At 65.3% G+C, this 18,128-nt stretch carries 25 protein-coding genes, 1 tRNA gene and 1 pseudogene; 20 read left to right on the top strand and 7 right to left on the bottom strand.

From position 1 onward, the window contains the following. Positions 1–137 precede the first annotated feature (137 nt). Positions 138–1,694, bottom strand: a complete 1,557-nt coding sequence (locus AC0QDI_RS10905) for an aldehyde dehydrogenase family protein (RefSeq protein WP_474668010.1) — start codon at positions 1,692–1,694, stop codon at positions 138–140. 286 nt (positions 1,695–1,980) lie between these two features. On the opposite strand from AC0QDI_RS10905, the gene proC reads away from it, so the two are divergent. From proC to AC0QDI_RS10890, 3 genes are read left to right on the top strand one after another with little or no spacing between them, the layout of a single operon-like run. Then, positions 1,981–2,766 carry a pyrroline-5-carboxylate reductase gene (gene proC, locus AC0QDI_RS10900; RefSeq protein WP_474668008.1) on the top strand — a complete coding sequence of 262 codons (786 nt, stop codon included), beginning with the start codon at positions 1,981–1,983 and terminating at the stop codon, positions 2,764–2,766. Continuing rightward, the gene (gene proB, locus AC0QDI_RS10895) at positions 2,759–3,592 is read left to right on the top strand and encodes a glutamate 5-kinase (RefSeq protein ID WP_474668006.1); all 834 of its coding nucleotides are present in this window, start codon (positions 2,759–2,761) and stop codon (positions 3,590–3,592) included. The genes proC and proB overlap by 8 nt, the downstream gene beginning before the upstream one ends. After that, entirely contained in the window at positions 3,585–4,922 is a 1,338-nt protein-coding gene (locus AC0QDI_RS10890; RefSeq protein WP_474668004.1) for a glutamate-5-semialdehyde dehydrogenase, read from the top strand. The genes proB and AC0QDI_RS10890 overlap by 8 nt, the downstream gene beginning before the upstream one ends. 16 nt (positions 4,923–4,938) lie before the next feature. Here the strand turns inward: AC0QDI_RS10890 and AC0QDI_RS10885 are convergent, their stop codons facing one another. From AC0QDI_RS10885 to AC0QDI_RS10870, 4 genes are all read right to left on the bottom strand, one after another. Next, the gene (locus AC0QDI_RS10885) at positions 4,939–5,499 is read right to left on the bottom strand and encodes a double winged helix-containing putative transcriptional regulator (protein WP_474668002.1); all 561 of its coding nucleotides are present in this window, start codon (positions 5,497–5,499) and stop codon (positions 4,939–4,941) included. Between the two features lie 2 nt (positions 5,500–5,501). Then, the gene (gene mch, locus AC0QDI_RS10880; RefSeq protein WP_474668000.1) at positions 5,502–6,434 is read right to left on the bottom strand and encodes a methenyltetrahydromethanopterin cyclohydrolase; all 933 of its coding nucleotides are present in this window, start codon (positions 6,432–6,434) and stop codon (positions 5,502–5,504) included. A 114-nt stretch (positions 6,435–6,548) separates the two neighbouring features. Further along, a complete protein-coding gene (locus AC0QDI_RS10875) occupies positions 6,549–6,863 on the bottom strand; it encodes an MTH1187 family thiamine-binding protein (protein ID WP_474667998.1) in 315 nt (104 codons plus the stop codon). Between the two features lie 171 nt (positions 6,864–7,034). After that, the gene (locus tag AC0QDI_RS10870; protein WP_098725819.1) at positions 7,035–7,388 is read right to left on the bottom strand and encodes a HalOD1 output domain-containing protein; all 354 of its coding nucleotides are present in this window, start codon (positions 7,386–7,388) and stop codon (positions 7,035–7,037) included. A 511-nt stretch (positions 7,389–7,899) separates the two neighbouring features. Here AC0QDI_RS10870 and AC0QDI_RS10865 point away from each other — a divergent pair. Beyond that, positions 7,900–8,346 (top strand): DUF4112 domain-containing protein, encoded by a 447-nt coding sequence (locus AC0QDI_RS10865; RefSeq protein WP_474667996.1) that lies wholly within the window; start codon positions 7,900–7,902, stop codon positions 8,344–8,346. A gap of 490 nt (positions 8,347–8,836) precedes the next feature. Here the strand turns inward: AC0QDI_RS10865 and AC0QDI_RS10860 are convergent. Together AC0QDI_RS10860 and AC0QDI_RS10855 are read right to left on the bottom strand one after the other, a co-directional pair. Further along, positions 8,837–8,923: pseudogene (locus AC0QDI_RS10860) on the bottom strand (IS5/IS1182 family transposase); the annotation flags it as partial. Positions 8,924–8,936: 13 nt separating this feature from the next. After that, positions 8,937–9,007, bottom strand: a tRNA-Gly gene (locus AC0QDI_RS10855). 304 nt (positions 9,008–9,311) lie between these two features. On the opposite strand from AC0QDI_RS10855, the gene AC0QDI_RS10850 reads away from it, so the two are divergent. From AC0QDI_RS10850 to AC0QDI_RS10775, 16 genes are read left to right on the top strand one after another with little or no spacing between them, the layout of a single operon-like run. Continuing rightward, a complete protein-coding gene (locus AC0QDI_RS10850; protein ID WP_474667994.1) occupies positions 9,312–10,187 on the top strand; it encodes a putative RNA uridine N3 methyltransferase in 876 nt (291 codons plus the stop codon). Between the two features lie 4 nt (positions 10,188–10,191). Then, positions 10,192–11,211, top strand: coding sequence for a 50S ribosomal protein L3 (locus tag AC0QDI_RS10845; protein ID WP_474667992.1), 1,020 nt, complete (start codon positions 10,192–10,194; stop codon positions 11,209–11,211). A gap of 3 nt (positions 11,212–11,214) precedes the next feature. After that, on the top strand, positions 11,215–11,967 hold the full coding sequence (gene rpl4p, locus AC0QDI_RS10840; protein WP_474667990.1) for a 50S ribosomal protein L4: 753 nt from the start codon (positions 11,215–11,217) through the stop codon (positions 11,965–11,967). Next, positions 11,964–12,218 carry a 50S ribosomal protein L23 gene (locus AC0QDI_RS10835; protein ID WP_180842253.1) on the top strand — a complete coding sequence of 85 codons (255 nt, stop codon included), beginning with the start codon at positions 11,964–11,966 and terminating at the stop codon, positions 12,216–12,218. The genes rpl4p and AC0QDI_RS10835 overlap by 4 nt, the downstream gene beginning before the upstream one ends. Positions 12,219–12,220: 2 nt before the next feature. Next, positions 12,221–12,943 (top strand): 50S ribosomal protein L2, encoded by a 723-nt coding sequence (locus AC0QDI_RS10830; RefSeq protein WP_474667988.1) that lies wholly within the window; start codon positions 12,221–12,223, stop codon positions 12,941–12,943. Then, complete coding sequence (locus AC0QDI_RS10825) at positions 12,940–13,362, top strand: 30S ribosomal protein S19 (RefSeq protein ID WP_273739239.1); 423 nt, start codon at positions 12,940–12,942, stop codon at positions 13,360–13,362. Before AC0QDI_RS10830 ends, AC0QDI_RS10825 begins: the two co-directional genes overlap by 4 nt. Positions 13,363–13,369: 7 nt before the next feature. Further along, entirely contained in the window at positions 13,370–13,846 is a 477-nt protein-coding gene (locus AC0QDI_RS10820; RefSeq protein ID WP_474667986.1) for a 50S ribosomal protein L22, read from the top strand. Next, the gene (locus tag AC0QDI_RS10815; RefSeq protein WP_474667984.1) at positions 13,846–14,835 is read left to right on the top strand and encodes a 30S ribosomal protein S3; all 990 of its coding nucleotides are present in this window, start codon (positions 13,846–13,848) and stop codon (positions 14,833–14,835) included. Before AC0QDI_RS10820 ends, AC0QDI_RS10815 begins: the two co-directional genes overlap by 1 nt. Beyond that, positions 14,835–15,065 carry a 50S ribosomal protein L29 gene (gene rpmC / locus AC0QDI_RS10810; RefSeq protein WP_474667982.1) on the top strand — a complete coding sequence of 77 codons (231 nt, stop codon included), beginning with the start codon at positions 14,835–14,837 and terminating at the stop codon, positions 15,063–15,065. The genes AC0QDI_RS10815 and rpmC overlap by 1 nt, the downstream gene beginning before the upstream one ends. A 10-nt stretch (positions 15,066–15,075) precedes the next feature. Further along, positions 15,076–15,489, top strand: coding sequence for a ribonuclease P protein component 1 (locus AC0QDI_RS10805; protein WP_474667980.1), 414 nt, complete (start codon positions 15,076–15,078; stop codon positions 15,487–15,489). Continuing rightward, positions 15,480–15,917 carry a 30S ribosomal protein S17 gene (locus AC0QDI_RS10800; protein WP_474667978.1) on the top strand — a complete coding sequence of 146 codons (438 nt, stop codon included), beginning with the start codon at positions 15,480–15,482 and terminating at the stop codon, positions 15,915–15,917. Before AC0QDI_RS10805 ends, AC0QDI_RS10800 begins: the two co-directional genes overlap by 10 nt. After that, positions 15,917–16,315: a 50S ribosomal protein L14 gene (locus tag AC0QDI_RS10795; RefSeq protein ID WP_006180012.1), complete on the top strand. Its 399-nt coding sequence runs from the start codon at positions 15,917–15,919 to the stop codon at positions 16,313–16,315. Before AC0QDI_RS10800 ends, AC0QDI_RS10795 begins: the two co-directional genes overlap by 1 nt. A gap of 2 nt (positions 16,316–16,317) precedes the next feature. After that, complete coding sequence (rplX, locus tag AC0QDI_RS10790) at positions 16,318–16,674, top strand: 50S ribosomal protein L24 (RefSeq protein WP_474667975.1); 357 nt, start codon at positions 16,318–16,320, stop codon at positions 16,672–16,674. Beyond that, positions 16,671–17,417 carry a 30S ribosomal protein S4e gene (locus AC0QDI_RS10785; protein ID WP_474667973.1) on the top strand — a complete coding sequence of 249 codons (747 nt, stop codon included), beginning with the start codon at positions 16,671–16,673 and terminating at the stop codon, positions 17,415–17,417. The genes rplX and AC0QDI_RS10785 overlap by 4 nt, the downstream gene beginning before the upstream one ends. Then, entirely contained in the window at positions 17,414–17,953 is a 540-nt protein-coding gene (locus AC0QDI_RS10780; RefSeq protein WP_474667972.1) for a 50S ribosomal protein L5, read from the top strand. The genes AC0QDI_RS10785 and AC0QDI_RS10780 overlap by 4 nt, the downstream gene beginning before the upstream one ends. Next, positions 17,946–18,128: a 30S ribosomal protein S14 gene (locus AC0QDI_RS10775; RefSeq protein WP_098725837.1), complete on the top strand. Its 183-nt coding sequence runs from the start codon at positions 17,946–17,948 to the stop codon at positions 18,126–18,128. The genes AC0QDI_RS10780 and AC0QDI_RS10775 overlap by 8 nt, the downstream gene beginning before the upstream one ends.

The raw sequence follows: 18,128 nt of genomic DNA, 5'->3' as shown, positions 1-18,128 counted from the left end.
GTTTCGGTCCAATCCGGTGCGGGTTTCGGTCGACCTCGAGTCCCATCGAAACCGTGTCCCGCCGAAACCGGGTCCAACCGAAACCGGGATCCGACGAATCCGGTCCGCTGAATCCGGAGTGCGACGAAACCGAGCGTTCACCCCATCTTCGGCACGCCGCCGAGGTTCACTTTGACCGTCTTCACCTGCGAGTAGTCCTCGAGCGCCTCCTCGGCGAGCTCTCGCCCTGTGCCGCTCTCCTCGTAGCCGCCGTGGGGTGCCGGATCGAAGAGGTCGTTGTAGGTGTTGATCCAGACCGTCCCGGCCTCGAGTTCGGCCGCGAACTCGTGAGCCGTGCCCAGGTCCTCGGTCCAGACGCCCGCGGCGAGCCCGTACGACGTGTCGTTGGCTCGCCGGAGAACCTCGTGGCGGTCGCTCCACTCGAAGACGGAGAGGACGGGACCGAACACTTCCTCGCAGCCGACGCGGTCGTCGTCGCCCACGTCGGTGAGCACCGTCGGCCGGACGAACGGGGCACCCTCGAGGTCGCCGTCGACCGCGGCGTTCTCGCCACCGATGCGTAGCGTCGCGCCCTCGGCGACGGCGTCGTCGACGTACTCGCGAACCGACGACTGGTGGGCGTGATCGATCATCGGCCCGACGTCGGTCGTCGGCGCGAGGGGGTCGCCGACGCCGAGGTTATCGACGGCGCTCTCGAGCAGGTCCAGGAACTCCTCGCGGATCTCCGAGTGCAGGTAGAGCCGCGACCCCGCGGTACACTGCTGTCCCGAGTTGAAGAAGATGCTCACGATCGTCCCCAGGATCGCCTGCTCGAGGTCTGCGTCGGGAAAGACGATGTTCGGACTCTTCCCGCCGAGTTCGAGCGACGTCGGCGTGATCGTCTGCGCGGCGCTCTCGAGGGTCGCGACGCCCGACGCGTGCGAGCCGGTCAGGCTCAGCTTGTCGATGCCGTCGTGGGCGGTCATCGCCGCGCCGACGTCCGCGCCGAGGCCGGTGACGACGTTGACCGTTCCCGGCGGGAGGACGCGATCGCAGATCCGCGCGACCTCGAGCGACGAGAGCGCGGCTCGCTCCGACGGTTTGAGGACGACCGCGTTGCCGGTCGCCAGCGCCGGGCCGAGCTTCCACGCGACGAACATCGCGGGGAAGTTCCACGCGGAAATCGCGCCGACGACGCCGTACGGCTCGCGGCGCGTGAAGACGTGTTTCTCGTCGCCCGTCGGCACGACCCGTCCCTCGTCGGTCGACCGCGCGAGCGCCGCGAAGTGGCGGAACTGCTCGATCAGCACCTCGCAGTCGACGAACAGGGCGTGGAGGTTCGGCTTCCCCGCCTCGAGGCTGTCGAGTTTCGCGATCTCCGTCTTGCGATCTTCGAGTCGGTCGGCGATCTCCGCGAGGCGGTCGGCGCGCTGTCTGGGGGAGAGCTGGCCCCAGCTTCCCTCGAACGCCGCCCGCGCGGCCTCGACGGCCCGATCGACGTCCGCGGGGGAGCCGACCTGGACCGTCGCGAGCGCTTCGCCCGTGGTCGCGTCGATCGCCCGCCCCTCCTCGCCGTCGGCGGCGTCGACCCAGTCGCCGTCGATCAGATGGCCGTATCGATCGCGCGAGAGAACCGTCTCCGCCGCCGAACGGTGGCGTTCGAGGACGGAGTCACCGATGTCGTAGCGCTCCCGGTCGTAGTATTCGGTCTGCATCGCCGATCATCGCACCTCCGTCCCGGGTCGATCGCATCGCGCTCTCGTCTCGAGCGAGCGATCGCCCCGTCCCGGTCGTCCCGTCGCCTGTGAGGAAACACCACGCATGATCTCTAGCGGATGGATCGCCACCGAGACGCCTCAGCGTGACCCCTCGGAAACGCGGTCTTCTTTAAGCGCCGTCGGTCACCGGCGGCCTCGAGCGGAGACGCGGACCGATCGGTATCGCGGCGGCCGATCGAAACCAAAGTTGGTATGTCCGCCTCGACTCCACACCCTAGATAAGATGGTACAGACGAGCGTTATCGGTTGTGGAAACATGGGGAGCGCCCTGATCAAGGGGCTCCGGCGGGCCGGGAACCACACGGTGACTGCGTGCGATCTCGATCCCGACGCACTCGAGGCAGTCGCCGACTACGTCGACCGAACGACGTCGGACGTTTCGGAAGCGGCCGACGCCGACGTCGTGATCGTCGCGGTCAAACCGGACATCGTCGGCGCGGTTCTCGAGGAGCTGGCTCTCTCGCCCGAGCAGACGCTGATCACGATCGCCGCGGGCGTCTCCACCGACTACGTCGAAGCGCGGACCGACGCGAACGTGGTTCGGATCATGCCGAATCTCGCGGCCGAGACGGGGGATATGGCCGCTGCCGTGACCGCGGAGGGCGTCACCGACGAGGTGCGAGAGCTGCTCGACGACGTCGGCGAGTTCGCCGAGATCGACGAGGCGAAGATGGACATCGCGACCGCCGTCAACGGGAGCGGCCCGGCTTTCGTCTTCTATCTCATTCAGGCGATGGCGGACGCGGGCGTCGAGGGCGGCCTCGAGCCCGACGACGCCGAGACGCTGGCCGCCCAGACCTTCAAGGGGGCGGCCGAGACCGTCCTCCGGGCGGATCGGAGCGTCGAGGAACTGATCGACGCCGTCTGTTCGCCGAACGGAACGACCATCGAGGGAATGGAAGTCCTCTGGGACAGCGACGCCGACGCCGACGTCGCCGCGGCGGTGACGGCGGCCGAAGAGCGCTCGGCGGAACTCGCGGCCGAATTCGACAGCGAGGACGATGCGTAAGGAACTCGAGGAGTCGGCCGTCGACGAGGCGCGACGGCTGGCGGCCGACGCGGACCGCGTGATCGTCAAGGCGGGGACGAACTCCCTGACCGACGCGGACTCCAATCTCGACGACGAGAAACTCGACAAGCTCGTCGACGACCTCGAGGACCTCCTCTCGCGCGGGAAGGAGGTCATCCTGGTCTCCTCGGGCTCGATCGGGGCCGGAACGGGCCGGATCGAACAGTCAAGCGGGACCGTCGAGGAGTCCCAGGCGCTGTCGACCGTCGGCCAGAGCCTCCTCATGCACCGCTACACCGAGAGCTTCGACCGCTACGACCGGAAGGTCGCGCAACTGCTCTTGACCCAGCACGACCTCGAGAATCCCGAACGCTTTACGAACCTCCGGAACACGATCGAGACGCTGCTCGAGTGGGGCGTCGTTCCGATCATCAACGAGAACGACGCGGTCGCGACAGAGGAGATCCGGATCGGCGACAACGACATGCTCTCGGCGGCGACGACGATCGGGATCGACGCGGACCTGCTGATCACGCTGACCGACGTCGGCGGCGTCTACACCGGCAACCCGAAACACGATCCCGACGCCGAACGCATCGAAGCGGTCGGCACCAACTACGATACGGTCCAGGAGATCATCTCCGAGAGCACGTCCGACGGGTTCGGCGGCATCCAGACGAAAGTCGAGGGCGCGCGCGACGTCAGCGAGCACGGCGTCCCGGCGTACATCGCGAAGTCCACCGAGCCCGACGTGCTCGAGAAGATCGCTACTGCCAAGCCCGTGGGAACCGTATTCCTCCCCATCAACGGTGTGCGCGATGACTGAAACCGACATCGAACGAGACGTCGAGCAAGCACAGACCGCGGCCCTCGAGCTCGCGAAGCTCTCCGACGCGGAGCGGAGCGGAGCGCTTCACGAGATCGCCGACGCGATCGAAGCCCGGACCGACGAGATCCTCGCGGAAAACGAGAGGGACGTCGAGGAGGGCGAGCGACTGCTCGAGGAGGGCGAGTACACGCGAGCCCTCGTCGACCGACTGAAGCTCTCCGAGTCGAAGATCGAGAGCATCGCGGAGATGGTCCGCAGCGTCGCCGAGCAGGACGATCCGCTCGGGAAGACGCTCTCGGCTCGAGAACTCGACGAGGACCTCGAACTGTACAAGGTCGCCACCCCGATCGGCGTCGTCGGGACGGTCTTCGAGTCCCGCCCCGACGCGCTCGTCCAGATCGCCGCGCTCGGCCTGAAGTCGGGCAACGCGGTGATCCTCAAGGGCGGCAGCGAGGCGCTGCACTCGAACCGGATCCTGTTCGAGATCATCGAGGACGCCGCGGCCGAAGCCGAGATACCTGCCGGGTGGGCCCAGCACATCGAGGCCCGCGAAGACGTCGACGCCCTGCTCGAGATGGACGACGCGATCGACCTCCTCATGCCCCGGGGAAGCTCCGCGTTCGTGAGCTACATCCAGAACAACACGAGCATCCCCGTGCTCGGCCACACGGAGGGGATCTGCCACGTCTACGTCGACGACGGGGCCGACCTCTCGATGGCCGAAGACATCGCGTACGACGCCAAGGTCCAGTACCCCGCGGTCTGTAACGCCGTCGAGACCCTGCTGGTCCACGAGGACGTCGCCGACGAGTTCCTGCCGGCGATCGCGGATCGCTACGAGACCGCCGACGTCGAAATTCGGGGCGACGAGCGCACCCGCGAAATCGTCGACGCCGAGGCCGCGACCGGCGCGGACTGGGACACCGAGTACGGCGACCTGATCGTCTCGATCCGGGTCGTCGACTCGCTCGAGACCGCGATCGATCACGTCACCGCCCACGGCTCGAAGCACACCGAGTCGATCGTGACCGAGGACGAAGAGCGCGCGAGCACCTTCATGCGGAGTCTCGACTCCGCGAGCGTCTTCCACAACGCCTCGACCCGGTTCGCCGACGGCTACCGGTTCGGCCTCGGCGCGGAGGTCGGCATCAGCACGGGCAAGATCCACGCCCGCGGCCCCGTCGGTCTCGAGGGGTTGACCACCTACAAGTACCATCTCGAGGGCGACGGCCACCTCGTCGCCACCTACGCCGGCGAGGACGCCAAACCGTTCACGCACGAGGCGTTCGACGGGGAGTGGTCTCCCGGCCGCCTCTCCGACGAATAGGTTCTTCCTCTCGCGCCTACCAACGCGTGGGCGCGGATCGATACCCGCCTCCAGCCGCCTCTGCGCCGCCTCCCGTCTTCTCTGCGAGTCCGAACAGGACGGCCCACTCGAGGAGTCGTTCGACCCGTTCGCGCTGCGTTCCTTCGGTGGCGTTCGAGCGCCGCCCGCGTTCGCCGGACTGTCGTCGCGCTTCGCGGATCGCCGCGACGACCTCGGCGGCGGTCAGTGAGTCGTCGGTTCGCTCGAGCACTGACAGCACTGCGTCGGCTCCGTCCACCCGTTCTCGAAACGTCCGACGGAGCCGGTCGGACTCGAGCGCCGACTGGAGATCCGAATCGGTCTCCGCACTCGGGTTCGGATCACGGCGGCGAAAGCCCGCCGGCTCCTCGGTCGCGAGCTCGAGCGCGCGAAGGAAGGTGAGCCACGTCGCCGCCTCGTCTCGCGTCTCGAGGGGCGTCTCCTCGACGAGGCGGTGACAGCAGTCGTCGGCGTCGCCGGCGGCCGCGGGGAGGGCGCGGCGGACCGTCTCGACCGCGGCGAGATCCGCGGGCGGTTCGGGGACCGGCTTGAACCGCACGGCTACAGGTCGAAGGAGTCGACGAGGATCTCTTCGTCGGTTTCGCCGTGGACGTACGTCGGCCCGCCGAGCACGTCGATCGTCACCGCAGCGGGCGCGAAGAGATCCGACGGTACCTCCGAGAAGTCCCACTCGAGGTCGTCGAAGACCTCGCCGAACGGCCGGCCGTGATCCTCGGCGGCGGTCGAGGGCACCGAGTCGAAGATGTCGGCGTCCTCGCGGACGGTGAGGTGTGCGCGCCCGCCGTAGGCGATCGCGTCGTTCGTCCGGGCGATGGCCGTCCGCTCGTCGCCCGCGACGGGTGCGACCGGTGCGCGCCCCGTCGCGGAGACGATATCGAGGGGATCGTATCCGAGCTCCGAGAGCCGGAAGGTCGCGAGCTCGGCCGCGCGAGCGGCGTTCGTAATACTCCCCACGAGGCTCGCGGTCGGATAGGCCAGCAAGAACACGCTGCTCGTCTCGACCTCGGCGCGCTCGGCGACGTGCTCGGCCACGGACTCGGTCGGATCCGCGTCCGTCTCGATGGCCAGCGCCGTCAGGTCGAAGGCGTCGGTGTAGCCGATGCGGCGGAACTCCTCCTCTTCGGCCACCAGCGCCCGAGCGGGACCGCTGCCCAGGCCCTCGAAGTCCTCGGTCAGTACTTCCCAGCCCGCCTTCTGGGAACACAGCAGCGAGAGCGCCGGCTGATCCGTCGACAGCTCGACGAAGGGGATCGACGCGTCGCCGAGTTCGCCGAGTTCGTAACTCGGCGTCGCCATCCCCGCCGTCTGAATTTCGGTCAACAGGAGCCCGGCCTCGATACCGCCGTCGAACTCGAGGCCGAAGTCGAGTACCGTCGATTCGTTCTCGAGGTCGTAGCCCCCGATATTCAACTCCTCGGCGTAATCGAGGGCCTCGTCGACCAGCTCGATCGCCATTCGATTGAGACTTTCCATGCGATCGAATTCACCCTCCGTAGTAAAACCGTTTGTCAGTTCGTGTCTGACCGGCGTCTGACAGGACTGCCCTGTTCCGGGTCTCGCGTTACGGTTCCCACGGACGGCCTCGTCTCACACCTCGCGGTTTCGGGCGGGTCGCCCGAGCCGTTCCTCGACGGCCGAGACTTTCTCCGCGGCGTCGGCGTCCCGCGTCCGTTTGTCGTCGATTTTCAGGACCGTGCTCACGCGGTCGGCGTCGACGGCGTCGTGAGCCGCCTGCGCGGCCGCGAAGAGTTCGTCCGTCGTCTCGGCTTCGATCACCGTCCCCATCGGGTTCGTCTCGTAGGTGACGTCGTACGACTCGAGGGCGTCGACGGCCTTCGCGACCTCGCCGGCCATGCTGTCCTCGATTACCGGTGCGACGCTCAGTAGTGCGACTACCGTCATAGGGACCACTGACACCCGGGAGGAACCTAAACTCCGCGTTCGACGGCTCGTCTCACCGGGGGCGGCCGTCAGCCGCTCTTGCGAACCGAACGGATGCGTGCTCACGGTTGGTCGTGAAAGCGCGGAAAAACGATCAGTGGAGACCGTGATCGGGGTCGTAACCGACGGCGGTCAGTTCGTGGTTGGCGTCCGGGGCGTCTCCGCGGGCGGGTAGATGATGACGTCGCCGTTCGCGTAGACGTACACCTCGTGCTCGAGGGCGGTGAACGCGACGTGGCCACCCGCGCGATCGGAGCCGTCCGCCTTCTGGCTGAAGATGCGGTCGAGCGCGTCCGGGTCGACGCTATCGTACAGGGAGAACTCCCCTTGCGAGACGTCGGTGTCCGCGATCGATGCGAGCGCGTGGACGATCGTGGTGGTGATGGTGGCGGTGCCGTCGACGTCGTGGTGGAAGACGTATCGATCGTTTGGCTGGTCGTACTGGAGGTCGTCCGTGCCGTCTGCGGGTGAGAGTTCAGTCTGCATTGCTATATCTGATCGTTCAATCGTGTATTAGACTGTAGTTACTCATAGTATAAAAGCCACTCGTCGCCGACAATAGTATGTATATGTGAAATACCGGTCTCTATTAGTATAATACGTCAAATACCACTTCCAGCGGCCGATCGTGCGCCTCGTCTCCAGCGTCACGGCGATGATACTCGCGACAATACGAGCTTTTGTATCGACAACCGGCTGTTTCCGATCGAACTCGTGCTCTCGCTTGGCTGTACGGCTCCCGTCGTGACGAACGCGCTCGCTCGAGTCCACGCGTGACGAACCCGTCGCACTCCGCAGTTGACGAGGTGCCGTTCTGCCGGGCTTGACGAAGGCGACTCCGCTCGACGTAATCCGTTTGTACGTGATCGAACGCCCCGGTTCGCATCGTCTCCGGGACCTCTCGAGGCCGATTCGGACGGGATGGCGACCGGCCGATCTGCGAACCGCTTGCCACGGCCGCCCGCGGGCTTATCCACACCCGCGCCCAATCCGACCTATGGCAACCGATTCAACGAGCGATTTCAGTTCGGAACTCGAGGAACTTCGCAGTGACCTTCCCGACGCCGTCGACGAGGCGGCGATCGAGCGGATGCGCGTCGTCGCGCACGCCCTCGACGAAGGGGTTCGGGTCCCGGGGACGGACTTCAAAATCGGGCTCGACCCGATCGTCGGAATCCTCCCGGGGGCCGGCGACACCGTCGCGGCGGTCGTCTCGCTGTATCTCGTGGCCGAGTCGGCTCGCATGGGCGTCACCCGGTCGACGCTGGCTCGGATGCTCGCGAACATCGGCGTCGACGCCGTCGTCGGCTCTATCCCCCTCCTCGGCGTCGCCTTCGACGCCTTCTGGAAGGCCAATAAGTGGAATCTGAAACTGGCCCTCGAGGACCTCGCGAAGGAGGGCGACGGGTCCGAGAGCGGGCCGGACGTCGTCACCATCGACTAAGTCATCTCTCTTCCTTTCGGTACCAAGTATCGCTCGAGTGCGCCTTTCGAGGTCCTCACTTCGTTCGTTTCCCGGGTGCGATTCGTCTCCTTCAAATCCCGAACGGTTTCCGTCGCTCACGATTTCACGGACCTTTGTCTCGGGATACCACTCACGGGCAGCTATATGCCGCCCGTTTTCCATTCAGAGGCATGGTCAAATTTGCCGAAGGGGTAAGCGACGATGAACGACTCGCCTATTGCCTGGCCGTTGGTCTCGTTCTTGGAGTGGCGCTCGGTTTTTGATCGGATCAATCGCCAAAAATCCGTTTATCGGGCCGATGGGAGCCGCTATAGGAACCTTTATCGGCCTTGCAGCCTGGATTATACTCTCCGATCGAACTACTTTCTAAGCCTCGAAACGGTGGTCTATTGGTATCCCGTCCTGATCGTTAGGGGGTCCGGTCGAGATTGTGGGCGAGGCACGCACGGGTAAGCTCACGAAACTGCTTTCACCAACGCCGTGAACGGACGAACGCACCGTATTTTCGCTCGAGTCGAACGTTCACCGTTTCGCGCTTGTTCCGTTGGGCGTAGAGGTTGATCGAAAAATGCGCTGGCTGGGATTTGAACCCAGGTTGTGACCATGGCAAGGTCACGTGATACCACTACACTACCAGCGCCCTGCTGCACTCATATCTACTGCCGGACGGATGTATAAGGGTTGCGAATCCAACCGCCTTCGGCATGCCGCAGCATGCCGATTCTCGAGTAATCATACTGCCAATTTCCGCGCATACCCGGCAGTATTCACCGACTTTGCCCGCGTGTTAGATGCAACTGGTTATCGAGGACAAATGTGTGTCCGTGCAGCACGAATTCGGGGGTGTGAGGCGTTGACAGCCGGAATCGAATCCGCTATTCTTTTAAGACCCTCTCCGCAATACATCGCTACAGTCTAGTGACGCGGCGCCGAAGCGTTTCGGTATGACTGTCAGCGTACTCGTGCCGTCGTCAATCAGCCGGGAAGCCGAAGACAAACGCGAGGCAACTCGCAAACTTGGATACGTCGCCCGCGCGGCGACGATCTTCCGGGCCGATCGTCTGGTCGTCTATCCCGATCGGGATGGGGAAACCGGACAGTTTGACGGCGGGTTCGTCAGCATCGTGTTGCGGTACGCCGCAACGCCCCCCTACCTCCGCAACGAGGCGTGGGGGATGCGTGACGAACTGGAGTACGCGGGCATCTTACCGCCGCTCCGCGCCATGTCACAGACCGGCTCCGAATCTACCGGTTCGGGGTCGTCAAGACAAGGAATCGTGACCGAGGTCGGACCTGAAGGGCGCGTCCGGGTCAATTGCGGACTGCAACACCCGATCTCCCTCAACGTACCGCCGAACATGGCGGTCGAGGAGGGGGAGCGCGTGACCGTCAGGATCTCTTCGCGACGACCGGTCCGGGCGAAGCTCGTCGACGATCCCCTTCCGGGGCTTTCGATCGAGCAGACGGACCTGCGGGCAGCACTCGGCCGTGAGGACGCCGGCGTTCGTATCGCGGCCTCCCGATTCGGTGAGAATCTCACCGTCGGGCGGCTCGAGACGCTGGCCGGACGCGTTCAGCGCGACGGGATGACCGTCGCCTTCGGCGCGCCCGAGAGAGGGCTGCCGGCTATCCTCGAAATCGAGGAATCCGCCGTCGGCGCTGCACAGGACGCAGCCGCCGACGGGGATAACGGAGTCGAACCCACTGCCGATCCGGGGTTCGACCTCTGGCTGAACACGGTTCCGGATCAGGGAAGCGAGGTCGTTCGGACGGAGGAGGCTCTGTTCGCGACCCTCGCGCCCCTCTCACTGAGAGAGTGATAGAATGCCACAAGCAAATACACCACGCAAAGGCTCACTCGGGTTCGGCCCACGACAGCGTGCGACCAGCGAGGTCCCACGCTTTAACTCGTGGCCGGACACTGACGGACAGCCGACGCTTCAGGGTTTCGCGGGCTACAAGGCCGGCATGACTCACGTCGTCATGGTCGACGATACAGCGAACTCGCCGACCGAAGGGATGGAAGAGACCGTCCCCGTGACGATCGTGGAGACGCCGCCGATGCGCGCCGTCGCTCTGCGAGCATACGAAGACACGCCGTACGGTATGAAGCCGATAACCGAGGTCTGGACCGACGAGTTCGTTCCCGAACTCGATCGCGTTCTCGACCTTCCCGGTGACGAAAACGACAGCGGCGCGACCACGGACGAGCTCCGTTCCCTCCACGAGGAGGGCCGCGTCGATGACGTTCGCGTCATCACCCACACGGTACCGGGGGAGCTGCCCTCGATGCCGAAGAAGAAACCGGACGTGATGGAAACGCGCGTCGGCGGCGGCTCCGTCGACGATCGCGTCGAGTTCGCCCTCGAGACCATCGAGAACGGCGGCGAACACGTCATGAACGACGTGTTCCGCGCCGGCGAGTACGTCGACGCGAGCGGCGTCACGAAAGGGAAAGGGACGCAGGGTCCCGTCAAGCGATGGGGCGTTCAGAAACGGAAGGGCAAACACGCCCGACAGGGCTGGCGTCGCCGTATCGGCAACCTCGGCCCCTGGAACCCCAGCCGCGTCCGCTCGACCGTCCCGCAGCAGGGACAGACCGGCTACCACCAGCGGACGGAACTGAACAAGCGCCTCGTCGACATCGGCGACGGCGCAGACGCGACGGTCGACGGCGGCTTCGTCAACTACGGCGAAGTCGACGGACCGCACGCGCTGATCAAGGGCTCGCTCCCCGGGCCGCAACAGCGTCTCGTACGCTTCCGCCCGGCGATCCGACCCGGAGACCAGCCGCGCCTCGATCCCGAGGTGCGCTACGTCTCCACCGCATCCAACCAGGGATAACACATGGACGCAACAGTACGAAACCTGGACGGCGACGACGCGGACACGGTCGAGCTCCCGGCGGTCTTCGAGACCACGTACCGCCCGGACTTGATCGGCCGCGCCGTGCGCGCCGCGCAGGCAAACCGAAAACAGGACTACGGTGCCGACGAGTTCGCCGGCCTTCGAACGCCGGCCGAATCGTTCGGTAGCGGCCGCGGGATGGCCCACGTTCCACGACAGGAGGGTCGCGCACGCCGCGTCCCCCAAGCCGTCAAGGGACGCAAGGCGCACCCGCCGAAAGCCGAGAAGGACCAGTCCGAATCGATCAACACGAAAGCAAAGAAACTGGCCGTCCGCAGCGCGATCGCTGCGACGACCGACGCCGAACTCGTCGCCGAGCGCGGTCACGAGTTCGACGAAGACGTCGAGACCCCCGTCGTCGTCGACGACGAGTTCGAGGACCTCCAGAAGACGCGCGAGGTCGTCGACTTCCTCGAGGCAGTCGGCCTCGCGGACGACATCGAACGCGCCGACGAGGGTCGCAGCGTCCGCTCCGGTCAAGGGAAGGCCCGCGGCCGGAAGTACAAGACGCCAACGTCGATCCTCTTCGTCACGTCCAGCGAGACCGGCCCGTCCCGTGCGGCCCGGAACCTCGCCGGTGCAGACGTGACGACGGCCGCCGAGGTCAACGCGGAGGATCTCGCCCCCGGCGCACAGCCGGGACGACTCACCGTCTGGACCGAGAGCGCGCTCGAGGAGGTGGCCGACCGATGAGTTCGGCCATCGAACACCCGCTCGTCACGGAGAAGGCGATGAACGACATGGACTTCGAGAACAAGCTCCAGTTCGTCGTCAACCCGGACGCGACCAAACCCGAGATTCGGGACGAGGTCGAAGAGCGCTTCGAGATCTCGGTCGAGAACGTCAACACGCAGGTAACGATGAAGGGTAAAAAGAAAGCGATCGTCCGCCTCTCCGAGGAGGACGACGCACAGGAAGTCGCTTCGCGCATCGGGGTGTTCTGAGAATGGGACGACGCATTCAAGGACAACGACGCGGCCGCGGGACCTCCACGTTCCGCGCCCCGTCGCACCGATACAAGGCGGACCTCGAGCACAAGAAAGAGGAAGACGACGACATCGTCCGCGGGACGGTCGTCGACATCGAACACGACCCGGCTCGGTCCGCACCGATCGCGGCCGTCGAGTTCGACGATGGCGATCAGCGCCTCATCCTCGCACCCGAAGGCATCACCGTGGGCGAGGAGCTCCAGGTCGGTGTCACGGCGGAGATCAAGCCCGGCAACACGCTCCCGCTCGCGGAGATTCCCGAGGGAGTGCCGGTCTGTAACGTCGAAGCGAACCCGGGCGACGGCGGTCGATTCGCTCGCGCCTCGGGGACCAACGCCGACCTGATCACCCACGACCGATCGGCGGCGGTCATTCAGCTTCCCAGCGGCGAGGTCAAGCGCCTCGATCCGCAGTGTCGCGCCACCATCGGCGTCGTCGCCGGCGGCGGCCGGACGGAGAAGCCGTTCGTCAAGGCGGGGAACAAGTATCACAAGATGAAGTCCCGGGGCACCAAGTGGCCTCGCGTCCGCGGTGTCGCGATGAACGCCGTCGACCACCCCTTCGGTGGCGGCGGCCGACAGCACCCCGGCAAACCCAAGTCCGTCTCGCGGGACGCCCCGCCGGGGCGGAAGGTCGGTGACATCGCGTCCCGGAGCACCGGTCGAGGTGGCAAGAAATGAGTCAGGAGTACCGAACCGGCCGCGAAGGTGAGTTCACCTACCGCGGTCACACGCTCGAGGAGCTGCAGTCGATGGAGCTCGACGAGGTTGTGGAACTGTTACCCGCACGACAGCGGCGAAGTATCGAACGCGGCCTCTCCGTCGAGAAGGAGAAGCTTCGAGCGGAGGCCAGCGAGAAGGGCGAAGAAGAGACGGCGAACGACCCGATCCGAACGCACCTGCGGGATATGCCGATCCTGCCGGAGTTCGTCGGACTGACCTTCGAGGTCTACACCGGCCAGTCGTTCGAGCGCGTTCGCGTCGAACCCGAAATGATCGGCCACTACCTCGGCGAGTTCCAGCTGACGCGGACCTCCGTCGAGCACGGTCAGGCCGGTATCGGCGCGACCCGATCGTCCAAGTTCGTCCCACTGAAGTGATCATCGTATGGGAATCAACTACTCAGTCGACGCCGATCCCGACGCCACGGCGAAAGCCATGCTTCGGGAGCGTCATATGAGCAACAAGCACAGCAAGGAGGTCGCACGCCAACTCAAGGGCCAGACAGTCGGCGAGGCTCGAGCGTACCTTCAGGACGTAATCGACAAGAAGCAGTCGGTGCCGTTCAAGTCCCACAATACCGGCGCGGGTCACCGCTCCGATATCGACGGCTGGGACGCCGGCAAGTACCCCGAGAAGGTCTCGGGGGAGTTCCTCGATCTGCTCGAGAACGTCGAAGCCAACGCGGATCATCAGGGCTTCGACGGCGAGTCGATGGAGATCGTCCACGTCGCCGCCCACAAGGTCGGCGAGTCCGTGGGCCGCAAGCCCCGCGCGATGGGGCGTGCCTCGGCGTGGAACACGCCGCAGGTCGACGTCGAGATCGTCGTCGAAGAAGTCGAAGACGAGGAGGACGATAGCTAATGGCTGACGAACACCAATTCATCGAGAACGGCCTGCAGCGGTCCCAGATCGACGAGTTCTTCCAGGAAGAGCTCGGCCGCGCGGGCTACGGTGGTATGGACGTCGCCAAGACGCCGATGGGAACCCAGATCGTCCTCAAGGCCGAGAAGCCCGGGATGGTCATCGGCAAAGGCGGCGAGAACATCCGGAAGGTCACGACGGCTCTCGAGGAGAAGTTCAACCTCGAGGATCCCCAGATCGACGTCCAGGAGGTCGACGAACCCGACCTCAACGCGCGGATCGTCGCGGACCGACTGGCCAACGCGCTCGAGCGCGGTTGGTACTTCCGGAAGGCCGGTCACACGACGATCGACCGGATCATGGACGCCGGCGCGCTCGGCGCGGAGATCGTCCTGTCGGGGAAGGTCACCGGCGCACGATCGCGCGTCGAGAAGTTCAACCGCGGCTACATCAAGCACAACGGCGAGCCCGCCGAGACGGTCGTCGACCACGGCCAGGGCGTCGCGGTGATGAAACTCGGCACCATCGGTGTCGACGTCAAGATCATCCCGCCGGGAGCCGAGCTCCCCGACGACTTCCAGGTCAGCGAAGACATGGATCCGGAAGAGGTCGTTCCGGACGCCGTCGAAGTCAACGCGGAAGGCGGCGTCGAGGAACTCCTCGAGGGCGAACCCGAGGAGGCCGAGGCCGCCGACGGCGATACCGAAGGTGAGGCTGACGAAGCCGCTGAAGCCGACGAAGCCGACCTCGACGAAGACGTCGTCGAGGAAGTCATCGAGGAAGAGGTCGAGGCCGACGAGGAGTTCGACGAGGTCGACGTCCCCGGCGACGAAGACGTCGACGAAGAGCTCGAGGAGCTCGAGGAAGACGTCGAAGCGGAAGCCGAAGAGCTCGTCGAGGAGATGGACGAGGAAGCGGAGACGGACGAGGCAGATGCGGACGAGGCAGACACCGACGAAGCGGATCCGGACGAGGGAGGTGACGCCTGATGGCGATCCTCCGCGTCGAAGAGATCCGCGACATGACTCCCGCCGAACGGGAGGAAGAACTCGAGGAACTCGAGACGGAACTGCTGAACCAGAAGTCCGTCCTCGCCGCCGGTGGTGCCCCGGAGAACCCGGGTCGCATCGGCGAACTCGGTCGCACCGTCGCGCGGATCAAGACGATCCAGCGCGAGGAAGGCGATCTCGAGGACGAAGCGGACGCAACCGCGGAATAACGATACACAAATGGCACTGACACCCGAGACCCTGCCGCGACACGAACTCAACGGGCTCCCCGTGCGAGTCGTCGAGAGCGACGACTCCTCGCGGGTCGGTCTCGAGGGACGGGTCGTCATCGAGACGACGAAGACCCTCTCGATAGAAGTTCGCGACGACGGCGAGTCTCGGGTCGTGATGGTGCCGAAGTCGGGCTCGACGTTCGAGTTCGCGATCACAGATGACGCCGCCGATCTCGCGAAGGGGTCGGGGACTGCGTCCAAACTGGCCGACACTGAACCCGCCGGGGGATTCGAGGAACGATCCTCTCCCCCTGCGGACTGCGCTGGCGAGGATGTAGCCTACGTTACGGTCGATGGATCGCGGCTGCTCTCACGGCCCGCCCGACGCACGGAAACGAATGGTGACTCACCATGGCAATAGGACTAGACGTTGAAACCCCTCCGGAACCGAACAATCCGGAGGAATACGACTACGAGAAGTGTCCGTTCTACGGCGACCTCTCCGTTCGAGGACAGATCCTCGAGGGGACGGTCGTCTCGACGGACATGGACAAGACCGTAGTCGTCGAGCGAGAGTACGATGTGGCGGTCCCGAAGTACGACCGGCACATGAAACGACGCTCGCGCATCCCGGCACACGTACCGGGCGTGCTCGAGCCGCTCTCGGTCGGTGACACGGTCAAGATCGCAGAGACCCGACCACTGTCGAAGACGAAATCGCACGTGGTCGTCGAAGTAACCGCCGAAGCAACCGCGGAGGACCTCGCCGAACTCACGAGCCAGGCCGAGCCTGAGCCGCAACTTTCGGACGAGGACTTCGCGGCGGACGAAGACGAGGGTGACGAGTGATGGAGGCGATGAAAGCCGACGTCACGCAGGGACTCAAGAAGGGATCCCTGGTCACGTGTGCCGACAACACCGGCGCGCGTGAGCTGAAGGTCATCAGCGTCGCGGGCTACCACGGCACCAAGAACCGCCAGCCGAAGGCGGGGATCGGTGACAAGGTGACCGTCTCGGTCACCAAGGGTACCCCGGAGATGCGCCGACAGGTCCTCGAGGCCGTCGTCGTTCGCCAGCGGAAGTCGATCCGCCGGCCGGACGGCACGCGGCTCAAGTTCGAGGACAACGCGGCGGTCATCATCGACGAGAACGAGGAGCCCCGCGGCACGGAGATCAAAGGGCCCATCGCCCGCGAAGTCGCGGAACGCTTCGGAGCAATCGCCAGCACGGCGACGATGATCGTATAGATATGACCACGCAACCACACAAACAGCGAACGCAGACGAGAAACGCGCCGCTGCACGAGCGAGGGAAGCAACTGCACGCGACGCTGTCCGACGACCTCCGCGAGGAGTACGACACCCGTCGAACCCGCGTCAACGCGGGCGACACGGTCGAGGTTATGCGCGGCGACCACGCCGGCGAGGAAGGCGAGGTCATGCGCGCGATCCTCGAGGATGGGACCATCCACGTCGAGGACGTGACCGTCGAGACGGCCGACGGCGAAGAAGTGCCGCGGCCGCTCGACCCGTCGAACGTCCGTCTCACGGCGCTCGACCTCGAGGACGAGCGTCGCGAGGCGCGTCTCGAAGGTGATACCGAATGACGAAACACCAGAAGCGACTGTCGGTTCCGAAGTCCTGGCCGGTCGAGCGGAAGACCGAGACCTTCACGGTAAAGGCCGGTGCCGGCCCGCACGGCGAGGACGGCGTGCCGCTCGTCGTCCTCCTGCGGGACGTGCTCGGCTACGTGGACTCGCGCAAGGAAGCGCGCTACGCGCTCTCGGAGGATTCAATCCTCATTAACGGGGACGCGATCAACGACGAACAGCGCCCGATCGGCATGTTCGACATCGTTGCCTTCCCCGCTCTCGAGGAGTACTACCGCGTCTTCCCCGACGAGGGCGGTCGGCTCGCGCTGACCGCGATCGACGAGGACGCAGCGGGGAGCCGCCTCGGCAAGATCGAGGGCAAACAGCAGGTTCCCGGCGGCGACACGCAGCTGACGCTTCACGACGGAACGAACGTCCTCACCGATTCCGACGAGTACCGACCGAAGGACTCGATCGTCATCGACAACGACGACAAATCCGTCGTCGCGCACTTCCCGTACGAGGAGGGTGCGCTCGTGACGGCCGTCCGTGGCAACCACGGCGGCAAGGTCGGCGAGATCGACGCGATCGATATCACGGCGGGCAGCGGATCGAACAACGTCGGCGTCTCGATGGACGACGGCGGCTTCGAAACCGTCGAAGAGTACGTCGTCGTCATCGACGAGAACTTCACGGGCGACGCGGACGCGTCGGAAGACGCGAACGGTGAAACCGTGAGCACAGGTGATGACGAATGAGCGAAGCCGACAACGCTGACTTCCACGAAATGCGCGAGCCCCGCGTCGAGAAGGTCGTCGTCCACATGGGCGTCGGCCAGGGCGGTCGCGAACTCGGTAAGGCCGAGGACATCATCGAGGAGGTCACGAGTCAGGAGAGCGTCCGCACGCAGGCGAAACGGACCGAACCCGATTTCGGCATCCGTCAGGGCGATCCGATCGGCGCGAAGGTCACCCTTCGCGACCAGGACGCACTCGATTTCCTCGAGACGGCGCTTCCCCTGGCGAACATCTCGTCGTCGCAGTTCGACGACACGGGGAACTTCAGCTTCGGTGTCGCGGAACACACCGACTTCCCCAGCCAGGAGTACGACCCGAACGTCGGGATCTACGGGCTGGACGTCACCGTCAACCTGGTGCGTCCGGGCTACCGCATCGCCAAGCGCGACAAGGCGACCCGCTCGATCCCCTCGAGCCACCGACTGACCCCCGAGGACGCTATTTCGTTCCTCGAGGCGAACTTCGACGTGACCGTTGAGGGCACAGACGATGAGTGAAAGCGAAACAGAAAACGACCGCACGGGCGAGCACGCAGCAAAGCGGACGGGACAGATCGAGTCCTGTCAGCGCTGTGGCCGCGAGCAGGGACTCGTCGGGAAGTACGACATCAATCTCTGCCGGCAGTGCTTCCGCGAGATCGCCCGCGACATGGGATTCAGGAAGTATCGATAA

It is taken from the genome of Natrinema sp. LJW11, from assembly GCF_056135975.1.
Note: the sequence above shows the minus strand (reverse complement) of the source record. Positions and strands in the feature narration are given on the sequence as shown.

What these genes read in the sequence shown, in the direction of transcription:
- AC0QDI_RS10905 (WP_474668010.1), bottom strand. Translation starts at nt 1,694, where the DNA reads ATGCAGACCGAATACTACGACCGGGAGCGCTACGACATCGGTGACTCC.
- proC (WP_474668008.1), top strand. Translation starts at nt 1,981, where the DNA reads ATGGTACAGACGAGCGTTATCGGTTGTGGAAACATGGGGAGCGCCCTG.
- proB (WP_474668006.1), top strand. Translation starts at nt 2,759, where the DNA reads ATGCGTAAGGAACTCGAGGAGTCGGCCGTCGACGAGGCGCGACGGCTG.
- AC0QDI_RS10890 (WP_474668004.1), top strand. Translation starts at nt 3,585, where the DNA reads ATGACTGAAACCGACATCGAACGAGACGTCGAGCAAGCACAGACCGCG.
- mch (WP_474668000.1), bottom strand. Translation starts at nt 6,434, where the DNA reads ATGGAAAGTCTCAATCGAATGGCGATCGAGCTGGTCGACGAGGCCCTC.
- AC0QDI_RS10875 (WP_474667998.1), bottom strand. Translation starts at nt 6,863, where the DNA reads ATGACGGTAGTCGCACTACTGAGCGTCGCACCGGTAATCGAGGACAGC.
- AC0QDI_RS10870 (WP_098725819.1), bottom strand. Translation starts at nt 7,388, where the DNA reads ATGCAGACTGAACTCTCACCCGCAGACGGCACGGACGACCTCCAGTAC.
- AC0QDI_RS10865 (WP_474667996.1), top strand. Translation starts at nt 7,900, where the DNA reads ATGGCAACCGATTCAACGAGCGATTTCAGTTCGGAACTCGAGGAACTT.
- AC0QDI_RS10850 (WP_474667994.1), top strand. Translation starts at nt 9,312, where the DNA reads ATGACTGTCAGCGTACTCGTGCCGTCGTCAATCAGCCGGGAAGCCGAA.
- AC0QDI_RS10845 (WP_474667992.1), top strand. Translation starts at nt 10,192, where the DNA reads ATGCCACAAGCAAATACACCACGCAAAGGCTCACTCGGGTTCGGCCCA.
- rpl4p (WP_474667990.1), top strand. Translation starts at nt 11,215, where the DNA reads ATGGACGCAACAGTACGAAACCTGGACGGCGACGACGCGGACACGGTC.
- AC0QDI_RS10835 (WP_180842253.1), top strand. Translation starts at nt 11,964, where the DNA reads ATGAGTTCGGCCATCGAACACCCGCTCGTCACGGAGAAGGCGATGAAC.
- AC0QDI_RS10830 (WP_474667988.1), top strand. Translation starts at nt 12,221, where the DNA reads ATGGGACGACGCATTCAAGGACAACGACGCGGCCGCGGGACCTCCACG.
- AC0QDI_RS10825 (WP_273739239.1), top strand. Translation starts at nt 12,940, where the DNA reads ATGAGTCAGGAGTACCGAACCGGCCGCGAAGGTGAGTTCACCTACCGC.
- AC0QDI_RS10820 (WP_474667986.1), top strand. Translation starts at nt 13,370, where the DNA reads ATGGGAATCAACTACTCAGTCGACGCCGATCCCGACGCCACGGCGAAA.
- AC0QDI_RS10815 (WP_474667984.1), top strand. Translation starts at nt 13,846, where the DNA reads ATGGCTGACGAACACCAATTCATCGAGAACGGCCTGCAGCGGTCCCAG.
- rpmC (WP_474667982.1), top strand. Translation starts at nt 14,835, where the DNA reads ATGGCGATCCTCCGCGTCGAAGAGATCCGCGACATGACTCCCGCCGAA.
- AC0QDI_RS10805 (WP_474667980.1), top strand. Translation starts at nt 15,076, where the DNA reads ATGGCACTGACACCCGAGACCCTGCCGCGACACGAACTCAACGGGCTC.
- AC0QDI_RS10800 (WP_474667978.1), top strand. Translation starts at nt 15,480, where the DNA reads ATGGCAATAGGACTAGACGTTGAAACCCCTCCGGAACCGAACAATCCG.
- AC0QDI_RS10795 (WP_006180012.1), top strand. Translation starts at nt 15,917, where the DNA reads ATGGAGGCGATGAAAGCCGACGTCACGCAGGGACTCAAGAAGGGATCC.
- rplX (WP_474667975.1), top strand. Translation starts at nt 16,318, where the DNA reads ATGACCACGCAACCACACAAACAGCGAACGCAGACGAGAAACGCGCCG.
- AC0QDI_RS10785 (WP_474667973.1), top strand. Translation starts at nt 16,671, where the DNA reads ATGACGAAACACCAGAAGCGACTGTCGGTTCCGAAGTCCTGGCCGGTC.
- AC0QDI_RS10780 (WP_474667972.1), top strand. Translation starts at nt 17,414, where the DNA reads ATGAGCGAAGCCGACAACGCTGACTTCCACGAAATGCGCGAGCCCCGC.
- AC0QDI_RS10775 (WP_098725837.1), top strand. Translation starts at nt 17,946, where the DNA reads ATGAGTGAAAGCGAAACAGAAAACGACCGCACGGGCGAGCACGCAGCA.